General features: G+C 40.4%; 21 protein-coding genes. 8 read left to right on the top strand and 13 right to left on the bottom strand.

Features of this window, described 5'->3' with window-relative positions; translation table 11 throughout:
* The first annotated feature begins 298 nt into the window (after window positions 1-298).
* Window positions 299-1,201 (top strand): 2OG-Fe(II) oxygenase family protein, encoded by a 903-nt coding sequence (locus tag AAC000_RS11325; RefSeq protein WP_339722763.1) that lies wholly within the window; start codon window positions 299-301, stop codon window positions 1,199-1,201.
* Window positions 1,201-2,400 carry an MFS transporter gene (locus tag AAC000_RS11320; protein WP_339722761.1) on the top strand — a complete coding sequence of 400 codons (1,200 nt, stop codon included), beginning with the start codon at window positions 1,201-1,203 and terminating at the stop codon, window positions 2,398-2,400. The genes AAC000_RS11325 and AAC000_RS11320 overlap by 1 nt, the downstream gene beginning before the upstream one ends.
* Window positions 2,401-2,613: 213 nt before the next feature.
* Here AAC000_RS11320 and AAC000_RS11315 read toward each other — a convergent pair whose 3' ends face one another.
* The 7 genes from AAC000_RS11315 to tkt form a co-directional block, all read right to left on the bottom strand.
* A complete protein-coding gene (locus tag AAC000_RS11315; protein ID WP_339722759.1) occupies window positions 2,614-3,291 on the bottom strand; it encodes a response regulator in 678 nt (225 codons plus the stop codon).
* A 6-nt stretch (window positions 3,292-3,297) separates the two neighbouring features.
* Window positions 3,298-4,773, bottom strand: a complete 1,476-nt coding sequence (locus AAC000_RS11310) for an ATP-binding protein (protein WP_339722758.1) — start codon at window positions 4,771-4,773, stop codon at window positions 3,298-3,300.
* A gap of 182 nt (window positions 4,774-4,955) precedes the next feature.
* Window positions 4,956-5,294 carry a hypothetical protein gene (locus tag AAC000_RS11305; RefSeq protein WP_339722757.1) on the bottom strand — a complete coding sequence of 113 codons (339 nt, stop codon included), beginning with the start codon at window positions 5,292-5,294 and terminating at the stop codon, window positions 4,956-4,958.
* A gap of 115 nt (window positions 5,295-5,409) precedes the next feature.
* Window positions 5,410-6,309 (bottom strand): fructose bisphosphate aldolase, encoded by a 900-nt coding sequence (locus AAC000_RS11300; RefSeq protein ID WP_339722755.1) that lies wholly within the window; start codon window positions 6,307-6,309, stop codon window positions 5,410-5,412.
* A gap of 120 nt (window positions 6,310-6,429) precedes the next feature.
* Entirely contained in the window at window positions 6,430-7,593 is a 1,164-nt protein-coding gene (locus AAC000_RS11295) for a phosphoglycerate kinase (protein ID WP_339722753.1), read from the bottom strand.
* A gap of 30 nt (window positions 7,594-7,623) precedes the next feature.
* Window positions 7,624-8,640, bottom strand: coding sequence for an erythrose-4-phosphate dehydrogenase (epd, locus tag AAC000_RS11290; protein WP_339722751.1), 1,017 nt, complete (start codon window positions 8,638-8,640; stop codon window positions 7,624-7,626).
* Between the two features lie 71 nt (window positions 8,641-8,711).
* Window positions 8,712-10,709, bottom strand: coding sequence for a transketolase (gene tkt, locus AAC000_RS11285; RefSeq protein WP_339722750.1), 1,998 nt, complete (start codon window positions 10,707-10,709; stop codon window positions 8,712-8,714).
* A 268-nt stretch (window positions 10,710-10,977) separates the two neighbouring features.
* On the opposite strand from tkt, the gene metK reads away from it, so the two are divergent.
* Window positions 10,978-12,123, top strand: coding sequence for a methionine adenosyltransferase (metK, locus tag AAC000_RS11280; RefSeq protein WP_339722748.1), 1,146 nt, complete (start codon window positions 10,978-10,980; stop codon window positions 12,121-12,123).
* Between the two features lie 58 nt (window positions 12,124-12,181).
* Here metK and AAC000_RS11275 read toward each other — a convergent pair whose 3' ends face one another.
* Window positions 12,182-12,685 (bottom strand): hypothetical protein, encoded by a 504-nt coding sequence (locus AAC000_RS11275; RefSeq protein WP_339722746.1) that lies wholly within the window; start codon window positions 12,683-12,685, stop codon window positions 12,182-12,184.
* Between the two features lie 94 nt (window positions 12,686-12,779).
* On the opposite strand from AAC000_RS11275, the gene AAC000_RS11270 reads away from it, so the two are divergent.
* Window positions 12,780-13,580, top strand: coding sequence for a M48 family metallopeptidase (locus AAC000_RS11270; RefSeq protein WP_339722744.1), 801 nt, complete (start codon window positions 12,780-12,782; stop codon window positions 13,578-13,580).
* Window positions 13,581-13,647: 67 nt separating this feature from the next.
* Here AAC000_RS11270 and AAC000_RS11265 read toward each other — a convergent pair whose 3' ends face one another.
* The gene (locus AAC000_RS11265; protein WP_339722742.1) at window positions 13,648-14,472 is read right to left on the bottom strand and encodes a mechanosensitive ion channel domain-containing protein; all 825 of its coding nucleotides are present in this window, start codon (window positions 14,470-14,472) and stop codon (window positions 13,648-13,650) included.
* A 299-nt stretch (window positions 14,473-14,771) separates the two neighbouring features.
* Between AAC000_RS11265 and AAC000_RS11260 the strand changes: the two genes are divergently transcribed.
* The 3 genes from AAC000_RS11260 (at window position 14,772) to AAC000_RS11250 (ending at window position 17,323) form a co-directional block, all read left to right on the top strand.
* Complete coding sequence (locus AAC000_RS11260) at window positions 14,772-14,942, top strand: hypothetical protein (protein ID WP_339722741.1); 171 nt, start codon at window positions 14,772-14,774, stop codon at window positions 14,940-14,942.
* Between the two features lie 128 nt (window positions 14,943-15,070).
* Entirely contained in the window at window positions 15,071-15,799 is a 729-nt protein-coding gene (locus tag AAC000_RS11255) for a 16S rRNA (uracil(1498)-N(3))-methyltransferase (protein ID WP_339722739.1), read from the top strand.
* 81 nt (window positions 15,800-15,880) lie between these two features.
* Window positions 15,881-17,323, top strand: coding sequence for a HAMP domain-containing sensor histidine kinase (locus tag AAC000_RS11250; protein ID WP_339722738.1), 1,443 nt, complete (start codon window positions 15,881-15,883; stop codon window positions 17,321-17,323).
* A gap of 72 nt (window positions 17,324-17,395) precedes the next feature.
* Here the strand turns inward: AAC000_RS11250 and serA are convergent, their stop codons facing one another.
* Entirely contained in the window at window positions 17,396-18,625 is a 1,230-nt protein-coding gene (serA, locus tag AAC000_RS11245; RefSeq protein ID WP_339722737.1) for a phosphoglycerate dehydrogenase, read from the bottom strand.
* A gap of 249 nt (window positions 18,626-18,874) precedes the next feature.
* Here serA and AAC000_RS11240 point away from each other — a divergent pair, with 249 nt between their 5' ends.
* On the top strand, window positions 18,875-19,435 hold the full coding sequence (locus tag AAC000_RS11240; RefSeq protein ID WP_339722736.1) for an AAA family ATPase: 561 nt from the start codon (window positions 18,875-18,877) through the stop codon (window positions 19,433-19,435).
* 9 nt (window positions 19,436-19,444) lie between these two features.
* Here the strand turns inward: AAC000_RS11240 and AAC000_RS11235 are convergent, their stop codons facing one another.
* From AAC000_RS11235 to proB, 3 genes are all read right to left on the bottom strand, one after another.
* Entirely contained in the window at window positions 19,445-20,350 is a 906-nt protein-coding gene (locus AAC000_RS11235) for a WYL domain-containing protein (protein ID WP_339722734.1), read from the bottom strand.
* A gap of 403 nt (window positions 20,351-20,753) precedes the next feature.
* Complete coding sequence (locus tag AAC000_RS11230) at window positions 20,754-22,001, bottom strand: glutamate-5-semialdehyde dehydrogenase (RefSeq protein WP_339722732.1); 1,248 nt, start codon at window positions 21,999-22,001, stop codon at window positions 20,754-20,756.
* Window positions 21,998-23,110 carry a glutamate 5-kinase gene (proB, locus tag AAC000_RS11225; RefSeq protein ID WP_339722730.1) on the bottom strand — a complete coding sequence of 371 codons (1,113 nt, stop codon included), beginning with the start codon at window positions 23,108-23,110 and terminating at the stop codon, window positions 21,998-22,000. The genes AAC000_RS11230 and proB overlap by 4 nt, the downstream gene beginning before the upstream one ends.
* Between the last annotated feature and the right edge of the window lie 60 nt (window positions 23,111-23,170).

The following is a 23,170-nucleotide window of genomic DNA, read 5'->3' as shown; positions in this document are numbered from 1 at the left end:
GCCCTCCCACACGATTTTTGCCACCATTTAACTTCCCGAATATAAATAAACACTTTAAATCAAGCGTTTACCAATACCATTCAATTCCTGACCTCTTGGTCTACAAATTGGCACTCTTCATGCTTTTAACTAGTACAAAGGATGAACATCACACATAAGAAAATAGTTAGAAACATAATGCTGAAATATCTCTTATTTAACTGCCCTGTCTCTATCTTAATTTAGTGTAACTAAGCATCTAGCTCTTAAACCTAGTACCACTGCAATCACTGTCGTAAATCAGATAAGGAAAGTATCCATGTCGATACCCGTTATTCAATTTAATCAGCACCCTTCTCCGGGCCAGGCTATTGATGATTGTTTACATGATTTAGGCTTTATGCAAATCAGCGATTTTGGTATCGATAATGACCTACTTAAAGAAGTGTACGACCATAGCAAGGCTTTTTTTAGAGCGGATAGCAGTACTAAACTGAGTTGCCAATATCGCTCTGCTAAAGAAAATTTTGGTTATCAAGGGTTACTTGAAGAAAATCTAGACCCGTCAGCACCGGCGGATTTAAAAGAAACCTTCACCATGCGCAATATCCTCAAGGGGGAGATTGCTGATGAGCGTTGGCCTTCTGTTGAATTTAAGCAGGTTATGCAACGCTTTTATGCTAATGCATTAGAAGCAGGGCACATTTTGCAGCGAGCAATTGCCAAACATCTAAACCTAGACGAAGAGTTTTTTAGCTCAAAGCATAATGGCGAGAGCATTTCACTACGATTACTTTATTATCCGGCCCGATCTCCGGGGTCGGTTATAGAGCATCAGCTAGGGGCCGGGGCACACACTGATTACGGTTTTCTCACGCTGTTATTTCAAGATAATGTCGGTGGCTTGCAGGTACTCAATCAAAACGATGAATGGCAAGATGTTGTGCCACAAGGCAATACAGTAGTGGTGAACAGTGGTGATTTACTTGAGCGTTGGAGCAATGGTCATTATCGCTCTACTTTACATCGTGTTGCGCCGCGTATTAATGGAAAAGACAGGTTATCCATAGCCATGTTTTTTGATCCCGATAGCCCTACTTGGGTCGAGCCACTGCAGTCTTTTATTTCAGATGAATACCCATGTCGATATACAGCCACCACTGCCGGTGAGCATATTCAGGAAAAAATTCAGGCTACCCATAAAAAGAGGTTTTTAGAGTAATGGCACGATTTTCATTTCTGCGTCCTCATCTTGGGTTAATTATTGCGGGAAGTGCTGCGTTTTCAATGTCGACCTTGTTTAGTTCGGTAAAACCGGTTTTATTGACCCAGTTTATGAAGGAGGTTGGAGCTCAAGCAAGCCTTGCAGGATGGATTGTGGCTACCCCTTTTATTGGTATAGCGCTGGCTACCTTATTTGTGGCAAAACTACTTGAGCGATATTCATATCGACTCATTATTACCTATGCAGGTGCAGCATTAGTGACTTGTCAGGCATTAAATAGCCTATTTTTTGTCAACTCGTTTTCTACACTATTGTTGCAACTTGTTAGTGGCATTAGTGTTGGCGTATTAATGGGGGCAACATCGAGCTTTATCGCCCGTTCAAATGCTACGGGGGCGCTATTTGGATTGGTTGATATGATTGGTGTACTACTTATGTCCTTGATGGTAGCAGGGGCAAGTATGACCACAGAAAAATACGGCGTAGCGGGAGGTTTTGTGTTCAGTGCATTGCTGTGTATTTTGTTCTGGTTAGCAATGTATGTTTATAAACAGGAAACTGTTACAAACATTTCCCATCAAAGTGCTGGTGAGACTGAGCCTAAGGAATTTAAGCTTAGTTTGCGACCTGTGATCATTATAATTATGGGGGTGTTGTTTGTGACTTTTAGTGGTCAGGGTTTCGCCTTTATGTTTACCGTTGCCAGCAATTTGGGGATGACCTTTGAGCAATCAGGTAACAGCATTGGGCTCATCTTGTTTCTTTCGGCTTTTGCTTGCTTAATTGGTGGTATGTGTAGCGCTCGATTTGGACCAGAAAAACCATTACTTGTTGCCTTTATTGTATGTGCGCTTGGTTGGACTACTGCTATTAACAGTCAATCTCAAAGTCTGTTTTTGATGGGATTGTTTCCTGCCATTTGTGCGTTGCAATTTAGTTTTCCGGTGTTGTTATCTTTGGCAGGAACACTTGATAACCATGGCCGTTGGGCTGCTATCGCCACACCACTGTTCACCAGTGGTTTTGCATGGGCCGCTATTATGTCTGGTCAAGTGGTTGAAATATGGGGCCTTAGTACCTTAGCCACCACCACACAAATTGGTATGTTAATTTGTATAGTGTTATTGGGAGTAAGTATTTGGATATCAACTAAGCAAAGCGCAAAAGCAAATATCCCCATTGATGAATGCGCTTAAAAATTAAATACAAAAAAAAGAAAATAGATGTCGTGAATTCCTAATTTTCTTTTCTCTGCGTACTCAGGATGAGAAACTTTCGTCTTTTGCTTTGGGCTAGTATCTATTTACTATTTACTATTTACTAGCTATTGCTTTTAGCTCAAAGCGGCAGCCAGATTAAGTCAAAGCTTATTGCGCGAAACTTTCAGATCGAATAAAAGCGACTACAGTTTATACAACCAACTTGTAACCCACACCATACACGGACTGGATCCAGTTTTCGTCACCTATTAATGCAATTTTCTTCCTGAGTTTTTTAATGTGACTGTCTATAGTACGATCGCTGACAATGCGGTGATCGTTATAACAGGCATTCATCAATTGATCTCGGGAGAAGATCCTGCCTGAGTCAGAGCTGAGTAGCGTTAACATTTGGAACTCTACTGAGGTTAAGGTTATCGTTTGCTGCTCTATAGACATAACCATTCTGTGTGCATCTATACTAAAAGGCAAAGCAATATTAGTGGGGGTGCTGGTAATAGAAACCCGTCGTAAAATGGCTTTCACTCTGGCAACCACTTCTTTGGGGCTAAATGGTTTACAAATATAGTCATCTGCACCTATGTCTAACCCCAGTAACCGATCAATTTCCTCTACCTTGGCGGTCACCATAATAATTGGCACTTGGCTTGTCTGACGGATCGACTTACAAATTTCGATGCCATTTTTTCCTGGCAGCATAAGATCTAGCAAAATCACATCAGTGTGGTGCTCTGCAAGCCAAGTCTCTACCGCTAATCCATCATGTATACAACTAGTGTCATACTCAGCTACAGCCAAATAATCAGCCAATAATGATGCAATTTTTTTCTCGTCTTCAACAATTAACACATGTGATTTTTTAGGCATAGTCAGTTACTCCATTGGCAAGGTGATCAAAATCCCTAAGCCCCCTAAATCGGACGTAAAGGCACTGATTTTTCCATGATGGGCCTCAACAATTTTTTGACAAATAGACAGACCTAAACCGCTACCTCCGGTTTCTCTGTTTCTTGAGTTTTCGATACGAAAGAGATGTTCAAATAATTTATCCAAATCTGCCTCATCAACTCCACAACCGTTGTCTTCAAATCGAATTTCGACTTGTTGAGATTGTTGTAGTTCATTGACACTTATTTTCAGCATATTACCGTCATTTGCGTACTTTGCAGTATTGATAAATAAGTTGCCAAATAATTGTCGTAAACGCTTACTGTCTGCAAATACAAATAACTCACTTGGCAGTTCTGAAAAGCTGACTTTAAAGCCATTTTCTGTCAATAATGTTTGGTAATGGTTCACTTCTTCATGGAGTAATCTGGGTAAATTCAAGGATTCTTTACGGTAGTGTAAGGTTCCCAAATCGTTTCTAGTCAATTCGTGTAAATCATCTAACAACTGCTCCAGTTGTTTTACCTCTTCATTTACTGATTGAATGCGCTCTATTGATAATGGTCTTACTCCATCAAGCATGGCTTCTAACTCACCTTTAAGAACCGCAACTGGGGTACGTAACTCATGAGATATATCAGCAAGCCAACGTTTTCTTGCCTGTTCATTTTGCTGCAAGGTAGCTGCTAGTTCGTTAAAGTCACGGCTGAGGTGCGCAAACTCATCTTTTCTTTTTAGATCGATTCGCTGCTGGAAATCACCCGATGTGAGCTTGCTCATGGCCGAAGTTAAACCCTTTATTGGTTTAACAAAATGTGCGGCCAATGGCATAGCTATCAACACAGCAACTAAAACTAAACCAAGGGCGATAAGCAAAATATAGCGTTGTTGTTGCTCAACAAAATTCAACTCATAGCCAGAGGTGAGCTGATCTCTTTTCGAAACAGCTAAAAAGCCAATTACTTTTCCTTCATCTAGGATATCAACATAGCTAAAACTGAGTTTTGGGGAATACATTCCAACTAAAAATCCTTTATCAGCGTCTAACAAGGCATAACTCACTTCGAAAATAGGCGGCCCACCTCGTCTCGGGGGAGGACCTTTATCCGTGCCTCTTTGAGTATCTATTCCAGGTCTTTCTTGTCCCATTTCGGGACGAGGCCCTCTTACTTGATGAGGTGGTCTAGCAGCTTGAGGGTGGCTAAATTCCGAGTCAGCTAATCCTTGATCTATGATATTTTTGAAACGTTGATGCTTACCGGTGATTTGTTTCCAAGATCCCTCTTTTTGATAAATTTCAGCTAAAGAGGTCGCCACACCATTTAACGCTTTAAGCTCCCTCTCATTCACGTAGTCGATCATGCCTTTACCAATGCTCCACTGCATCACCAGCACTTGAGCGACAACTAGAACAGCACTAGTGAGGAAGAAAATAGCAAAGAGTTTATTCTGTATACGCATTGCGTTGCGGTCACTCCATTGTTTGATGAGACAACTAGCATAAACTAGTCCTTCAATATATCTCGCTTAAGGTAATCGGAGTTGCTTCTCTTGTCAGCCTCGAAGGTAAAGGATCCTTAATATTTACACATTATGGGAAAATTTTTTATCTTATGAAGGGATAAAGTAACAATAGAGCGGCATTAACGCCCCAGATATTGATCAATTAATAGGGATAACTTGTCTTGCAGATGTTCTTCAAACTCATCAAGTTCTTTACCGAATACCTTTAGGTACTTCTCTGCTTTGTCATGATCTAGGCGTTTGTTATTGGTTTTATATTCAGTTTCAAGCAGTGATTTATCGTAACGTGGAGTAATCACCCAACGCACAAAGTCAGAGTCTAATCCGGCCACTTCCTTTTTGGCAAATTTACAAAAATCGTCAATATGATCAACACCATCAGGGCCTAAACATCCTGGCTCGACTCTAAAAGTTACCGTGAGCTTTTTATACAAAGGTAAAGGTAGATCATAGGTCATAAATTATTCGTTCTCATCCAATACAGGTATATAAAATAAATAATAGCCTAAGCAACTCATTCTTCCGAGTAAAATAGCCGGGCACTTAAATACCCAGCTATATAATCAATACAACTTAACTTTTAGATGCCTGATAAATACTTTCAATAGAGGAATCCATAGTAGCATCAAATTCAGCATCACTTTGTTTAGCACTCAGTCCTTCAGATAACGCACGTGAGAAACTTGCTATCATGCCGTTATTGTTAGACAGCCTGCTATTCGCTTCTTCCCTTGAATAACCACCTGACAATGCGACAACTTTTAACACTTTAGGATGATTGACTAAGTCTTGATAAAAATTAGCCGTTTCAGGTAGAGTGAGTTTCAACATCACTTGCTGATCTGCCGCTAAATTATCTAAATGTTTTAAGATTGCAGCTTTAAGCAAAGCTTCGGCTTCAGCTTTTTCAGGGCTATGAATATCAACTTCAGGTTCTATGATTGGCATTAAACCAGCGGCTAAAATTTGCTTAGCTACAGCAAATTGCTGCTCAATAACGGCTTCTACACCTAGTGCATTAGCGAGTTTTACCACTGAACGCATTTTGGTACCAAACACATTTTGTGCATTAGCTTTGGCTAACAAATTGTCTAAGTCAGGCATCGCTTTTAACAACTGCGTACCATTCACTTCAGCTTCTAAGCCTTTATCTACTTTCAAAAAAGGCACAACTTGTTTCACATTCCATAAATAACTAGAAGTACTTTGTCCTAAAATATCTCTATCTAGGGTATTTTCAAACAAGATTGCGCCTAATACACGCTCTCCGGTAAATACACTTGAGGTAATAATACGGGTACGCATTTCATGTACTTTGGCGAACATTTCTTCGTCGCCTTGATACTCAGACTCTTCTACACCATACAAACCTAAAGCTTTAGGCGTACTGCCGCCGCTTTGATCCAAAGCAGCGATAAATCCATTTTGATTTCTTATTTTTGCAAGCATATCCAGTTGGGCTTGTGATGCCATGTGCAACACTCCTTTATTATTGTGTTGTAAGCCGATGAGCATAACGGCTTGTAGGGTTTAAGGTAGTAAATTGAGAGCTAAAACTCTTCTCATTATTATTTATCAAACTAAATTTAATGCTTATTTAGACGCTCTGGCTTCTAACATTGCTACAGCAGGCAACACTTTGCCTTCAACAAATTCTAGAAAAGCACCACCGCCTGTTGAGATGTACGAGATTTTGTCACTTAGATCCCATTTGTCTATAGCGGCTAGCGTATCACCACCACCAGCAATTGAAAATGCGTCACTATCCGCAATAGCTCGGGCAACAACTTCAGTACCTTTGGCGAAATTATCAAATTCAAATACACCACAAGGACCATTCCATAAAATAGTCTTAGCACCTTTTAACACTTTAGCTACGTTTTCAGCAGTTTGTGGGCCATAGTCCATAATTTCTTCGTCGTCTTGTACTTCAGAAACGTCTTTAATGACTGCAGGCTCTGACTCAGAAAAGTTCTTTCCTACACGTACATCGACAGTTTCAGGTATATCTAATGAATCCATTAAACGTTTAGCTTCAGGGATAAGATCTGCTTCATGTAACGAGCGGCCAACATTGTAGCCTCTGGCTGCAACAAAGGTATTTGATATTCCGCCACCTACCACCAACTGGTCTGCAATTTTAGATAATGCATCTAATACCGTGAGTTTGGTGGATACTTTTGAACCACCGACTATCGCCACCAAAGGACGTTGTGGGTTATGAAGCGCTTTACCTAAGGCATCAAGTTCACCTGCAAGCAAAGGACCAGCACAAGCAATGGGAGCAAACACCCCAACCCCATGAGTTGAAGCTTGAGCTCGATGTGCTGTGCCAAAGGCATCCATGACATAAATATCGCATAAGGCTGCGTATTGTTTTGCTAAAGCTTCATCGTCATTCTTTTCACCAATATTAAAACGTACGTTTTCTAATACGACCACTTCACCAGCAGCCACTTCTACACCTGCTAAGTAATCGTTCTCTAAACGCACCTTCAATTGTGTGTTTTCTTGTATAAAATCTACCACAGGTTGCAACGAAAACTCTTCGGCAAATTGTCCTTCAGTGGGTCTGCCCAAGTGCGACATCACCATGACTTTAGCGCCAGCATCTACTGCGGCTTTAATAGTTGGCAATGATGCGCGAATACGTGCATCAGATGTCACCTTGCCATCTTTTATTGGCACATTTAAATCTTCACGTATTAATACTCTTTTACCGGCTAAATCAAGCTCGGTCATTTTCAATATGGACATAATTTACCTTGTGTATAATAACTTCAAAATTTAGCTTTGACTTGTGTTGAACATTGCCATGGCAGTATCAATCATTCTATTAGCAAACCCCCACTCGTTGTCACACCAAACTAAGGTTTTTACTAACTGCTTATGACTCACTCTTGTTTGACTGCCATCCACTATACAAGAATGCGGATCGTGATTAAAATCGACTGACACTAAAGGTTCTTCAGTGTAGTCTAAAATTCCTTGTAAGCGACCTTCTCTGGCTTGTTTTAGAGCTAGGTTCACTTCATCAATACAAACATGTTTTTCTAGTGTGACACTTAAATCCATGGCGGTGACATTAATGGTTGGCACTCGTACCGCTATGGCTTCGAATTTACCCGCAAATTTGGGCAAAATTCGTTCGATTCCTATGGCTAACTTTGTATCAACAGGGATTATCGATTGACTTGCCGCACGGGTCAGTCGTAGGTCTGTATGGTACGCATCTATCACTTGTTGGTCATGCATTGACGAGTGAATAGTCGTAATAGTGCCACTGACTACATTAAATGCATCATCTAAAACTTGGATAATAGGTACAATACAGTTAGTAGTGCAGGAGCCGTTGGAGACAATTAAATCGTCAGCTGTCAATTGATGATCATTGATCCCATAAATCACTGTTGCATCCATGTCTGAACTACATGGCTGTGAAAATAGTACTTTTGTTGCGCCTTGATCTAGGTGCGCTTGCCCCGCAGCCCTGTCATTATGCACACCACTGCACTCAAGCACTAAATCAATACCAAGTTGTTGCCATGGAAGTTCAGCTATGTTTTCGTGCTGCAACAATAGAATTTCATCTCCAGCAACCACAAGTCGTTTTTCTTGTAAATCAACTGAAAAACCAAAACGCCCATGGGACGTATCGTATTTGAGCAAATGCGCAATACCCTCTGGCTCTGCAATCTCATTAATCGCCACAATTTCTATCTGAGTATTGCGACCAGTTTCATATAGGGCTCTAACAACATTGCGTCCAATACGACCAAAACCATTAATTGCGATACGTAGCATAACACTCTTTAACTTTTACCTGACGATAGAAAAAAGGCGCTAAAAAGCGCCTTTGGAACATAATATCACTTCTAGTTTAAGCCTTTTGCAGCTTCAACCACTGCCTCTGTGGTAATACCGAAGTGTTTCAGTAATGCCGCACCAGGCGCAGATTCACCGAAGGTAGACATACCTACTACCGCGCCGCCAAATCCAACGTATTTATGCCAAAAATCCACATGAGCGGCTTCAACAGCCACACGTTTAGTTACTGATTTGGGCAATACTGACTCTCGGTATTCAGCATTTTGCTTATCAAACACTGTAGTACTAGGCATAGATACAACACGCACTGCCATGCCAGTAGCAGTCAATTGTTCAGCCGCATCAACCGTAATGCCGACTTCAGAGCCAGTAGCAATCAAGATGACCTCTGGTGTGCCAGCACAGTCTTTTAATACATAACCGCCTTTAGCTACATTGGCTAACTGCTGTGCATCACGTTGCTGGGCGGGTAAACCTTGGCGACTAAAGATTAACGCAGAAGGTCCATCTTTACGCTCTAGCGCAGACTTCCATGCAACGGCTGTTTCTGCACCATCACAAGGACGCCATGTCGCAAGATTAGGGGTCAATCGTAAATTGGCAACTTGTTCAATAGGTTGATGAGTAGGACCATCTTCACCTTGACCAATAGAGTCATGGGTATACACAAAAATATTCGGAATCCCCATTAACGACGCCATACGTACAGCGTTACGGGCATATTCCATAAACATTAAGAAAGTCGCGCCAAATGGACGGAACCCACCATGTAGGCCTATACCATTCATAATACCGCTCATTCCAAACTCACGAACACCATAGTACAAGTAGTTACCGCTTGCATCGTCAGCTGAAATGCCTTTAGTACCTGACCAGATAGTAAGATTTGACCCTGCTAAATCAGCTGAGCCACCTAATACTTCAGGTAACAAAGTAGCGAAGGTTTCAATTGAATTTTGCGAGGCTTTACGGCTAGCCACATTTTCAGCTTTATCTTGTGATTGTTGGATGAAAGCATCGGCTTTTTCCGCAAAATCTGCTGGTAAATCACCAGCCAAACGTCGAGTTAATTCGGCAGCTAGTTCTGGATGAGCTTGTTGATAGGCTGCAAACTGGGTATTCCATGCTTGTTCTTTTTCAGCACCTGATGCTTTTGCATCCCAACCAGCATAAACATCTGCAGGTATTTCAAAAGGAGCATATGGCCAGTTAAGGAACTCGCGGGCTGCTTTAATTTCGTCGGCACCTAAAGGCGCGCCGTGGCAATCGTGGCTGCCTGATTTATTAGGGGAACCAAATCCGATAATGGTTTTACAACAAATTAAGGTCGGCTTAGTTGTTTCAGCTTTTGCAGCCACAATAGCATCAGCAATAGCTTGTGGGTCGTGGCCATCGACGTCGGCAATAACATGCCAACCATAGGCTTCAAAACGAGCTGGTGTATTATCAGTGAACCAACCTTCAACATGGCCATCAATTGAAATACCGTTGTCATCCCAAAACGCAACAAGTTTACCTAAACCTAAAGTACCTGCTAAAGAACAGACTTCGTGAGAAATCCCTTCCATTAGACAGCCATCACCTAAGAAACAATAAGTGAAGTGATCAACTACATCAAAATCAGGTTGATTAAATTGTGCAGCTAAGGTTTTTTCAGCAATCGCCATACCTACTGCATTACTAATACCTTGACCGAGTGGCCCTGTTGTTGTTTCAACACCCGGCGCATAACCATACTCAGGATGCCCTGGCGTTTTAGAATGTAATTGACGAAAGTTTCTTAATTCTTCAATAGGAAGTGCATAACCTGTCAAATGTAACAGTGAATAAATCAACATCGAGCCATGCCCGTTAGATAACACAAACCTATCTCTGTTCGCCCAATCTGGGTTACTAGGATTATGTTGCATATGATCTGCCCATAACACTTGTGCTATGTCAGCCATGCCCATGGGTGCACCGGGGTGTCCTGAGTTGGCTTGTTGAACAGCATCCATACTAAGGGCGCGAATGGCGTTGGCGAGTTCTCGACGTGATGACGACATGTAGTCTCCTGACTGATCCAATAATTATGATATACCGTAACTCTTTGTTACAGACACCTAAGTTAGCTCTGCATTTTGTATTAGCTAGCCTGTAACTGCAATGCTAAATCCTTTATGAATCATGATTTACATATGACTTTTTTTTACACCTTAGCAGAATAAAATTCATAGACGTTTGGACGTCTAGAAGTAAAGACTGGTATTTTAGAATTGAATTGTTAAAATACCCCTATCAATCTGAATATCGACTTTAAACCAAGGTGCTTTTATGACCTCACACTTATTTACTTCAGAATCTGTTTCTGAAGGACACCCTGATAAAATTGCAGATCAAATTTCTGACGCAGTTTTAGACGCAATATTGACTCAAGATCCAAAGGCTAGAGTGGCATGCGAGACCTTTGTCAAAACCGGAATGGTGTTAGTGGGTGGCGAAGTCACAACGTCAGCCTGGGTAGACATAGAAGAAATCACTCGTAAAACGGTCAAAGAAATTGGCTACGTACATTCAGATATGGGATTTGATGCAGATTCATGTGCCATATTAAATGCGATTGGCAAACAATCTCCTGATATTAATCAAGGTGTAGATCGTAGCTCACCTGAAGAACAAGGTGCCGGAGATCAAGGTCTAATGTTTGGTTACGCAAGCAATGAGACAGATGTATTGATGCCCGCGCCTATTACGTATTCCCACCGTTTAGTGAAACGCCAATCAGAAGTGCGTAAAAGCGGCAAGCTAGGCTGGTTACGACCTGATGCTAAAAGCCAGGTCACTTTTGTTTACGAAGATAATAAACCCGTCGCGATTGATGCAGTGGTGTTATCAACACAACATGATGAGAGCATTAGCACTGCAGATTTACGTGAAGCCGTGATGGAAGAAATCATTAAACCAGTGTTACCTGAAAAATGGTTAAGTAAAAATACCAAATTTTTCATTAACCCAACTGGTCGCTTTGTGATTGGTGGTCCTATGGGAGACTGCGGGTTAACTGGTCGTAAAATTATTGTTGATACCTACGGCGGAATGGCAAGACATGGCGGCGGCGCATTTTCTGGTAAGGATCCATCCAAAGTAGATAGGTCTGCCGCCTATGCTGGACGTTATGTAGCAAAAAATATCGTAGCAGCAGGACTGGCCGACAGATGTGAAATCCAACTGTCATACGCTATAGGCGTGGCAGAACCGACGTCAATCAGCATTGAGACCTTTGGTACAGGTAAAGTGTCAGAAAGTGTATTGGTTGCTTTAGTACGTGAGAATTTTGAACTTAGACCTTTCGGATTACTTAAGATGCTCGACTTAGAACGACCAATTTACCAAGCTACCGCAGCTTATGGACACTTTGGAAGAGAAGAGTTTCCGTGGGAAAATACCGATATCGCTGAGCGTCTAAAAGCCAGTATTTAATTAGCTAAAATCCTAAAAAATATAGCCTCGTATTGGGGCTATATTTGTTTTTGTCTAATCAAAATTGAGAGTATTCCTTTGCCGCTTCATTACACATTCCCATGGGTTCAAGTCTAATTCGCACGTCACCGGCAACTCTTACACTAACGCATTGGCCTTGTTCCGCTGATTTATCATCTGCAATTACACTAACAAGATCACCATCCACTGCTGCGAGTTGATATTCGTAACCAGTTGTATCCCCCTCCATTAAGGCGGTTAATAAGCCACCAAATAGTCCACCAATGATAGCACCAGCAAGCATATCCTGACGATTACCTCGCGCATTACTGAGTAACCCATCCACAGCTCCTATTGCGGTACCCTCACCTACATATGATTTAAATTTAATTTTTTCTACGTTTTCTACCCAAGCATAAAACTCAGTGACAAATTGATTCTTTGCCTGATGGTCAACATGCTGGGAATTGGCGCATGCCGTTAAGAAAAAAAATCCTATTAGGGTGACAGGAACAACACAAAATTTACGCATAATTGATTTAAGTAAGTTATTTGGAAGCACTTAAATTACCTGTTTTTATCTGAACAGAAGCTTAATCGATAAACAAAATAAGCGTATAATTCACATCACTTTTAGACTTTGTGAATAAAACACTATGCGTTGTACTCAATATTTGTGCTTAATATTTATCATCACGATCTTTTTTTCATCATGCGCCAAATCACCTTTAGGTCGAAATCAACTCAAACTCTATTCTAGTGCTCAGTTGGCAGGAATGGGTGAACAAGCTTTTGCTGGTATAAAAACAGAACAAAAAGTGTCCAATCAGCAAGTATCCAATGAATATGTTAAATGTATCGCTGATGCCATTACTCAACATGTCCCAAAATCAGTGTTTGCAGGTGTTTGGGAGCTAGTGGTCTTTGACTCTCCGCAAATCAACGCATTTGCCCTGCCAGGAGGTAAGATTGGCGTGTACACTGGATTGATTGAACTTTCTGAAAATCAACATCAACTTGCCGCCGTCATTGGTCACGAAGTGGGACATGTTATCGCCGAACATGGTAACGAGAGGATGTCGAGTAGTGCCCTAATTGGTGTAGGGATGGAAGTCACAAATCAGCTACTTCAAACAAATGGCATTGCCAGTAGCAGTTTAATTATGGCTGGATTGGGTTTGGGTGTACAAGTTGGCGTGCAATTACCATTTGGACGTACACATGAATCTGAAGCGGACCTAATTGGGTTAGACTTAATGGCCAAGGCAGGCTTTGATCCGCAGCAGTCTGTAAATTTATGGCAGAACATGGAGAAGGCCAGCGGTGGCGATAGACAACCTGAACTATTATCTACTCACCCTTTACCTGCAACGCGTATTAAAAATTTAACGAAAAACATGCCTAACGCACTTAATAATTACCGTTTAGCAACTAACAAACCGAGTTGTAAAATCTAATTTGTTGTAAACAAAAAAAATGCCGCCCTAGTATTACTAGTGCGGCATTTTTTACAACGAATAAGTATTAATCGTTTTTGTGAAGATGTACGTCCATTTGTGGGAAAGGTATTGATATACCCTCTGCATCAAAACGCAATTTAACTGCTTCATTAAAGTCAAATTTTACCGCCCAATAATCAGCAGATGCTACCCAAGGGCGCACTACAAAATTAACACTGCTATCGGCTAACTCAGCCACAGCAACAGTTGGAGCGGGGTCTTTTAGGATGCGCTCATCCGCTGCGACCATTTCTTTTAATATCTCTTTAGCTTTTTTCAAATCACTGTCGTAACCAATACCAACAACCATATCTACACGGCGTGTTTCTTTGGCAGAATAGTTAGTGATGTTGCCACCGTAAATCGAACCATTAGGAATAATGATTTCTTTATTATCCCCAGTCGTCATAACAGTAGTAAAAATACTGATACTTTTTACTACTCCCATTGCCCCACCGGCTTCGATAAAATCACCGGCTTTAAAAGGTCTAAAGACGAGAAGCATGACGCCAGCCGCAAAATTCTGTAATGAACCTTGTAAAGATAAACCAATTGCTAAACCTGCAGCACCTAAGATGGCAACAAGAGAAGTTGTATCAACGCCTAGCTGATCTAATGATGCAACAATAACAAACAACATTAGAATCGCGTTAATAATGGCCTTAACAAAATCAATCAACATGTCGTCGTATTTTGAACGCGCCATGACTTTGCCAAACACATTAACCAACATGCCTACAATAATTTTACCAATAATGTAAATGACAATTGCCATTACAATATTAATGCCCCAAGGGATAACGTAAGTGTCCATCATTTGGGACATTTTTTCCGCGTCAAATCCAAACATTCTTTTTTCCTACCTTTTTTGATTAAATAATGCGATTAATAAGATGCCTTTCTCCATGCAGCGACTATGATAGTTGAAATGTTTTAATAATCAATTAGACAAAAGTCTAGTAACGAAATTATTTTTAATTGGTTATGCTTGCTTCATAATTTTGTCACTTACCTAACCTATATTTATGACTAGTCAAAATCATTGAAGTGTTGGTTTGGTGAAATTATTTGTTTTAAATATAAAAAAAATTAATGCTATAATATAGCTCACCGGTTTTTGGTGATCTAATATTTTTAAAGGAATTGAAAATGTTACTAGTCAGTTTATTAGTTATTTCTTTGGTTTTGCTTTTCATTTTTTCTATGTCAAAAGAAAAGGGAAAAAACACTAAGTTCGCTCGAAAAGGGGCTAACGCCATCCCCCCAAAAAAAGAATCATCTCAACCTATTAGTGCATCTGAAGTGATTGAGATTAACTGAGCAAAATATAGGAGCAAGGCGGAACTGAACCATCCGCCTGCGCTTAATATTTATCTATTTGTCCTTCTTTAAACATCTCTGTGTTGATACCATTCGATTATAAATAGTAAAGGTTACCGAGTGGAACAATGCGCATCATCAGAATTTATTACCCCTTTGAAATTTCCACTGACTCTTTTGTCACTTTGACTGATGATGCAACCAATCACCTTGCGAATGTATTACGTGCTAAAACAGGACAAGCCGTGGTTTTATTTAATGGTGATGGAAACGAATATAGCGCGCAACTCACTGAAGTCACAAAACGCAAAGTAGTAGTGCAAATTGATTCTAAAATTTCTATCAGTATAGAGTCACCATTAAATATTCATCTAGGCCAAGGAATTTCAAGAGGCGACAGAATGGAATGGGTGATTCAAAAATCTGTAGAGTTAGGAGTGACAGAAATTACTCCGCTTATCACTGAACGCTGTGGGGTAAAACTCAGCCAAGAAAGGTGGTCTAAAAAACATCAGCAATGGCAAAAACTGGCGATTGCTGCGTGCGAACAGTGCGGCAGAAACGTATTACCCGTATTACATTCTCCTGTTTTATTTACAGACTGGATAAATTTAGCAACTAACCAAGTCCGACTGACCTTGCACCCTAGAGCAGAAAAAGCCTTTAGACATGTCACTATGCCTGTTTCTGGTGCGAGATTATTAATTGGTCCAGAAGGTGGTTTTTCAGAGCAAGAAATTTACCAAACTGAACAAAATGGATTTCAGACCATTCAACTGGGACCAAGAGTATTACGCACAGAAACCGCTGCAATAGCCGCTATCTCTGCCCTGCAGGCTATACACGGAGATCTATAATTTAACCAGCTACTTTTACAACTGGTTACAATTATGATAGATTCATTAACATAGTGTAGTGCTAATAATAAAAATAATTCTATGCAACCCCTAAAACTTATCTCCAATGATGACGATGGAAGACATGCTGCGTTAGTTTCACAGCACCTGTTAGATGACGCACGCGCCTGTGCAATGGAAAACATGTTAAATGGTAATCCGTTAGATCTTGCGCTAAATACCATCACCACATGTTTAGAAACTATTTTGGATAGTTGTCATTGTCAGGTTTTGTTATTCGATAACAAAAAGAGTGTTTTTCGTTCACTCAATAAAAGTAATGATTCACATCCATCTTTTATTAACCAAGTCATTAAAAACCTACTAAACAATCCTAAATCTGATTTCAGTACAAATTTAAAGAAAGGTTTTGACGCAATTGAGCCTGATATTTATTCATCTAAAGCATGGCAAGCTATGTATATTGATGCTAAAGAAATAGGTGTTGTTGCTAATTGGGCGATTCCAATAATAGCTGAAGATGGTTCAATCGCTGGTATCTTTAGTGCTTTATTTGAAACCAATAGAAACGCTGATGTAGGAGAATTATCACTACTAAAACGCGCAGCAAAAAGTGCCAGTGCTTTGTTATTTCATTCAAAAAGAAAAACTCAAGAATTGCGACATAAAATAACCCTACATCAAAAATTTATAGCGCAAAAAGAAACCGCAGAAGATATAAGTGGCTTATTAAAAAAGGCCATTGAGCAAAGGGCCGAGGTACAAAGTCAGTTACTGGAACTGGAAAGCATGGCTGCGTTAGGCACTATGATGTCTAGCTTAACCCATGAAATCAGCACCCCTATTGGGGTATCAGTCACTGCCGCTAGTTTTTTAGATGATATACAAAAAGACTGTCTGCAAAAGGTGCAACAAGAACAGATAAAACGCTCTGAACTGATCACCTACTTAAAAGAATCCGCAGAAGCATCACAAATCATAGAACGTAACATGTTCAGAGCCGATGAGTTAATCAAAACATTTAAACGTTTATCTGTTGATCAACACAGTCAAGACGTGCGTACATTTAAACTTTGTGAATATGTATATGAAGTTTTACTTTCCCTTAAACCAAGGTTAAAACATACGCCTCATAAAATTTGCGTAGATATTCCAGCGAATTTAACTGTCGATAGCAATCCAGGTGCCTTAAGTCAGATTTTAATTAACTTAATCATGAATTCTGCACATCATGCTTTTGCTCCTAATGTAGAAGGTAGGATTAACATTAAGGCAAATATTGAATATGATTCTGCGAGAAACAAGAAATTAATATTAGTATACAAAGACAATGGCAAGGGAATGAATGCGCGAACAATTGAAAATATGTATAAGCCGTTTTTCACTTTAGCCAGAGAAAAAGATGGTTGTGGTTTGGGAATGCATATCTGCAACAATATTGTAATGAAAGTACTTCGTGGCACCATTGATTGCCGTTCTGAATTAGACAAAGGCGCAGAATTCACTATTGTCATACCTGTTTAATAGCAGTTCTATTACTCATACAAAAATGCCTGCTAATTTAGCAGGCATTTTTTTATGAGTTAAACTAAAAAATTAATGCAAAATTCTGGTCTTAATCGTACCTTCAATTTTTTGCAGTTGTTCAAATGCTTCATCTGCATGATCTGTTTCAACATCAATCACTACATAACCAATATTCTCGTTAGTTTGTAGATACTGTGCCGAAATATTTAAACCTTTCTGGGCAAAGGCTTGGTTAATTTGTGTTAACACACCCGGTATGTTTTTATGAATATGCAATAAACGTGAGCGTTCAGCGTGTTCCGGCAAAGAAACTTCGGGGAAATTAACGGCCGATAAAGTCGAACCATTATCGCTGTACTTGGCTAACTTACCGGCGACCTCGATACCTATATTTTGCTGGGCTTCTTGCGTACTGCCACCTACATGTGGAGTCAAAATAACATTGTCGAACTGTGTTAATGGCGATTCAAAAGGATCATCGTTAGATTTTGGCTCAACAGGGAAAACATCAATAGCTGCCCCTGCTAATTTGCCACTTTTCAACGCTTCGACTAGGGCATCAATATCAATAATAGTGCCTCTGGCAGCATTCATGAGTATTGCACCATCTTTCATCATGCCAAGTTCTTTAGCACCAATCATATTTTGTGTTTGTACTGTCTCTGGGACGTGCAGAGTGACTACATCAGAGGTATTCAACAATTGTTTCAAAGTTTTTGTTTGTGTTGAGTTACCTAAGACTAATTTATTTTCAATGTCGAAAAACTGAACTCGCATTCCTAGGTGTTCAGCCAAAATACTTAATTGGGTACCAATATGCCCATAACCAATAATACCTAAAGTTTTACCGCGGGCCTCGAAAGAGCCAACAGCGCTTTTATCCCAAATTCCTTTATGGGCCTTGGCATTTTTCGCTGGCACACCACGCAACAACAAAATAATTTGCGCAAGGGCCAGTTCTGCGACTGAACGTGTATTAGAAAACGGCGCATTAAAAACGGGGATCCCACGCCTTTGTGTGGCCACTAAGTCCACTTGGTTAGTACCAATACAGAAACATCCAACGGCAACCAACTTTTTAGCTGAGGCAATCACTTTTTCATTTAGCTGAGTTCTAGAACGAATACCAACAAAATGCACATCTTTAATTTTGGCAATCAATTCATCTTCTGGAAGTGATGTTTTCAAATACTCAATGTTTTCATAACCATTAGCATGAAGAGTATCTAAGGTACTTTGATGTAGACCTTCAAGTAGTAATATTTTAATTTTTTCTTTTGGCAACGACACTTTGCTCATGAGATCTTCCAAGTGAGAGTTTAATTAGATTAGAGACATCTGGACGTCTATTTGCTGAAGAAAATACCAGAAATCCACACATTTAGAAAGCAATTATGGCTATTGCTTATGCTCTAAGTGTTTAACAGACTCAACTAGGCCTTCTAGGAGTAATAGAAAAATTAACTATTATTGCAAACTTGTAGGTTTGCTATAGTTGTACTAACAACCTTTAACGGCTTTTTTAATAATAAATCGAGGAGAATGGCCTTGGCAATCACAGACTACAAACCCGTGTTTAGTGACTATCATCATGGCGCAACTTCATTTATACATATCCTATCTAAACCTATCGCAACAACCCGCGATACGGTCATGACTCAGGACGACACTTATAAGTTAAAAGACGCTCGATTCAAATCAGCAAGAAACATCAGTACAACTCTGGCTTTTTGCGGTAAAAATAATACTGAAAAGGCGCTGCAACTCAATCAACTTGCTTATTTTACGAAACAATCGGTCTGTTTCATCGACTGCCAACGACTGGTTCAAAAATATATTGGAGAAACCGAAAAAAACCTATTAAAGTTGATTGCACAGGCTGAATCTGAGCACTGGATATTATTCTTTGATGAAGCTGACGCTTTGTTTGACAATCAAACTAGGGTGCAGGACACACATGACAAATACGCCAATCAAGAAATCAGTTATCTGTTAAAGCGCTTATCCCGATACCCAGGTCTTGCTATATTTTCTCTATTAGAAAAATCTAGACACCAAGCAATTCAATATATGGTTGACAGTGTTATCACTTTTCGTCCCCTAAAATAACTAAGGTACTCAACCGACCCCAGGTGCCAAAGAGGTATTTTCAATTAATTCAAGGGCATCTAGGTTAGCAAGTGCCAACTGACATCCTGAATTTGTATTCTCATATTGCGCAGAACAATCCACCTGCCATTGCCTTAATACATAGGAAGCAACAGCCGCCCTTAGTTTAATCGAAAGCTTTCCATCCAGCATATTATAATCCATCTCAATGGCCTTCGGCTGTTGAATTTTAGGATGGGGAATCAGCACAATTTCCACAATTTGTTGCCATTGCTGATCATAAGGACTAGCTTCATGCACATGAACTGGTCCTTGAATTAGCTCAGCATAAGTAAAGCGCGTGCACACAAAATCTCGGAAACAATTGCGCTTGCGGTCGTAAGCGCGCACATGCCAGCGGTGTCCATTATTAACAATTGAGTGGGGCACTATAGCCCTTTCTGTTTCACCCGAAGATACTGAGACATACCCACACTTAATGGCTTGTTTATTATGAATAGCCCGAGTGATACTTGCGATAATAGCGACATCTGGGTGTATCAGCCTGACCGCATCGAAACACTGCTCTGAGGGCTGTACCCCAGTAGAAATACCATTACCAAATCCGCGACTTAGAGATGTCAAAATCACTTCAGGATCATGTTTAAATACTGCTTTAAAAGTGTCGGTGCGATGATAACTTTTAGTTTGGTGTCGCAAAATAAGATTCTCGGCAGCAAGTTCCTTATAAGCACTGAAATCACGAGTACTTGCCGCCAACCCCGTTTTAAAACGTTGGATCAAATCTGTACGAGCAACATGACCAAAAAACTGCAAACTAAAATCAATAAACGCTAAACGATCTTTTTGAGCGTGGCTTAACTCTGCTAATTTTTGATTGAATTGGGGATCAATACCATTCTTTTGGTATGCCATGAAGATAGACTCATAATGACTAGATGTAGTGAGATTAAAACAGTTTTCCTAACAAAGCAATCATAATGATTGCTTCTAGTTTCATCAAACAATTGAAAATAATATATCTGACAAATTGAATGCCGAAGCACAGATGGCATTCCCCCCCATTTAGCTATATGGCAAAGTGATTGCAGTCAATCAAAACGAAAAGGGTGATCGCTATTAGCCACTGTTGAATCACATACATGCAATGCGAGAAATGCTATTAAACAACAATGAACGTATTCAGATGAGAGGAATCAAGATCTCTTCGAGAGCCTAGTGTTGTTTGTGGGCACTTGAGGTACTTTTGGTGAGTCAATAGGAGATGACGACAGGATGATAACAGAGCGGCAACTTTGCACGCCCTGTTAATATTTGACTAAGCGCGTATTTGTCCGTCGCCCATCACCAAGTATTTTTCCGTGGTCAGTGACTCTAAGCCCATAGGGCCATATGCATGCAACTTAGTTGTGGCGATACCTATTTCGGCACCTAATCCAAGTTCGCTGCCGTCAGAAAAACGCGAGGACGCATTGACCATGACCACAGACGCATCGACTGAACGTTGAAAACGTTTCGCGGTTAACTCATTTTTGGTACATATAACTTCAGTATGATGACTACCAAATCTATCAATATGCGCCATTGCCTCATCAACTCCCTCTACAATGCGAATAGCGATTTCAAGATCCAAGTATTCCTGTCCAAAGTCATCTAAAGCTAAAACATTAGCGTGATTGAAATATTCACAAGCATCAGCACAGGCGTTGACTTTGACCTGCTTTTCTCTTAATTCTTCAGCCACTTTAGGTAAAAACTCAGCGGCAATTGATTTGTCTACCAATAACCCCTCAATCGCATTACACACACCAGTTCTGTGGGTTTTACCGTTCACTAATAAATCCATAGCCACTTGCAGATCCGCATCTTTATCTATGTAGAGATGGCAAACACCTTTAAAATGCTGAATAACTGGAATTTTACTGTTATCAGTCACAAAATTAATTAAGCCTTCTCCGCCTCTTGGAATGATCACGTCAATACTGTCACGCTGTTGCATCAACTCAAACATCAAATCACGGCTAGGGTCAGGCACAACTGTAATCAGTTCTTTAGGCAAATCAAATTTTACTAACACTTGTTGTAAAACATTTGCAATGGCTAAACTGGAGACCAATGCCTCTTTACCACCACGTAAAATCACTGCATTGCCCGATTTAAAACACAAAGCCCCCGCATCTGCAGTCACATTAGGTCTGGCTTCAAAAATCATACACACAACACCAAGAGGCACGCGCATCTTGCGAATTTGTAAGCCATTAGGCCTTTCGCTAACCACTCGCTCAGCACCAACAGGGTCGGCCAATCCAGCAATCACTTCAATTCCTGATGCCATCGCTTCAATTCGCTCGTCATTTAAGGTGAGCCTATCTATCATTGAACTGCTCAAACCATTTTGTCTTGCTTGACTCAAATCTTGTTCGTTCGCTGTAAGTATGCTTTGTTTTTCCTCACGCAACGCCAGCGCCATGGCTAATAATACTTGGTTTTTAATAGTCTCATCTAACACAGCCAATGTTTTAGCCGCTTTAACCGCACCCAATGTTAAGGTTTTTATTAAACTCATACAGTCTCAGTCTCCAACAGTGCCACATTCTTATCTGAAATAATCGGCCCGGTCTGTTCTTGAAAATCACTTGCGAAGTTTTTGTCGTCTTGATTAGTAATAAAGCTCAACAAACAACTACTGTAGTTGGATTTAGCTTTAGCCAATTTAGTACCGTCATTTCTGCGTACTAAAATTGTATCGCCAACCGCAAATTCACCTTTAATCTCGACTAAGTCTTCACTGGTAAGCTGTTCACTGTGTGCATCTAGTTTAGCTGTAAAATCGTCTTCAACTATGACTTCACCCTGTGCCGTAGATGTATGTGTCATCCAATGTAAATGCTCTTGCATTGGAGAAGGATCTGAGGAAAAGCGAGTACCTGGGTTTTCGCCGTTTAACAACTTGGTAAACGATAGTTCAGTAAAACCATTAACTATGTAAGTGTCGATACCGTGTAACGTGGCTTTTTGAGCCGCTTCTACTTTAGTGATCATGCCGCCAGTGCCCACGGCACTTGTTGCGCCATCTGCCATGGCAAAAATGTCTGCATTTATCTCTGAGATGTTCGGAATAAGCACAGCATCATCATGTTTGTGAGGGTTTTTATTGTACAAACCATCGATATCGGAACAAATAATCAAGGCATCAGCGTCAGCCGCAGCAGCGACAATCGCAGATAAATTATCATTATCCCCTACTTTCAGTTTGTCGGTTACTATAGTGTCATTCTCGTTAATGATCGGCAGCACACCATGCTCTAATAGAGTAAAGATGGTTTCTTTAACACTAATGTAGCGCTCTCTGTCACGCAAATCGCAACGTGTCAGTAACATCTGTGCAGTGGGAAAATCAAAAAGCTTTTCCCATGTTGCCATCATTTCAGCTTGGCCTGCAGCCGCCATAGCCTTTTTTATTGGGATAGTTTGCTGTAATTCATTTGGAAATAAATGCGATCCTGCCGCTACTGAGCCTGATGACACTAAAACTACGTCGATTCCTTGTGTACGGCAGCTCACAATAAACTCTGCGATACTTTTTAAGTATTGGCTACTGCAGCCCTTTCCATGAGGTGCGATCAATGCACTACCAACTTTTATAACAATCCGTTTCCAATTAAATCTATTCATAAAATTAATTACTTACCTTGCGCCATTCAACGCTATTTTATTGATGTAGGCAGAAGTGCC

Origin of the sequence: uncultured Paraglaciecola sp., assembly GCF_963977085.1 — a bacterium.
Lineage (GTDB): Bacteria > Pseudomonadota > Gammaproteobacteria > Enterobacterales > Alteromonadaceae > Paraglaciecola.
Note: the sequence above shows the minus strand (reverse complement) of the source record. Positions and strands in the feature narration are given on the sequence as shown.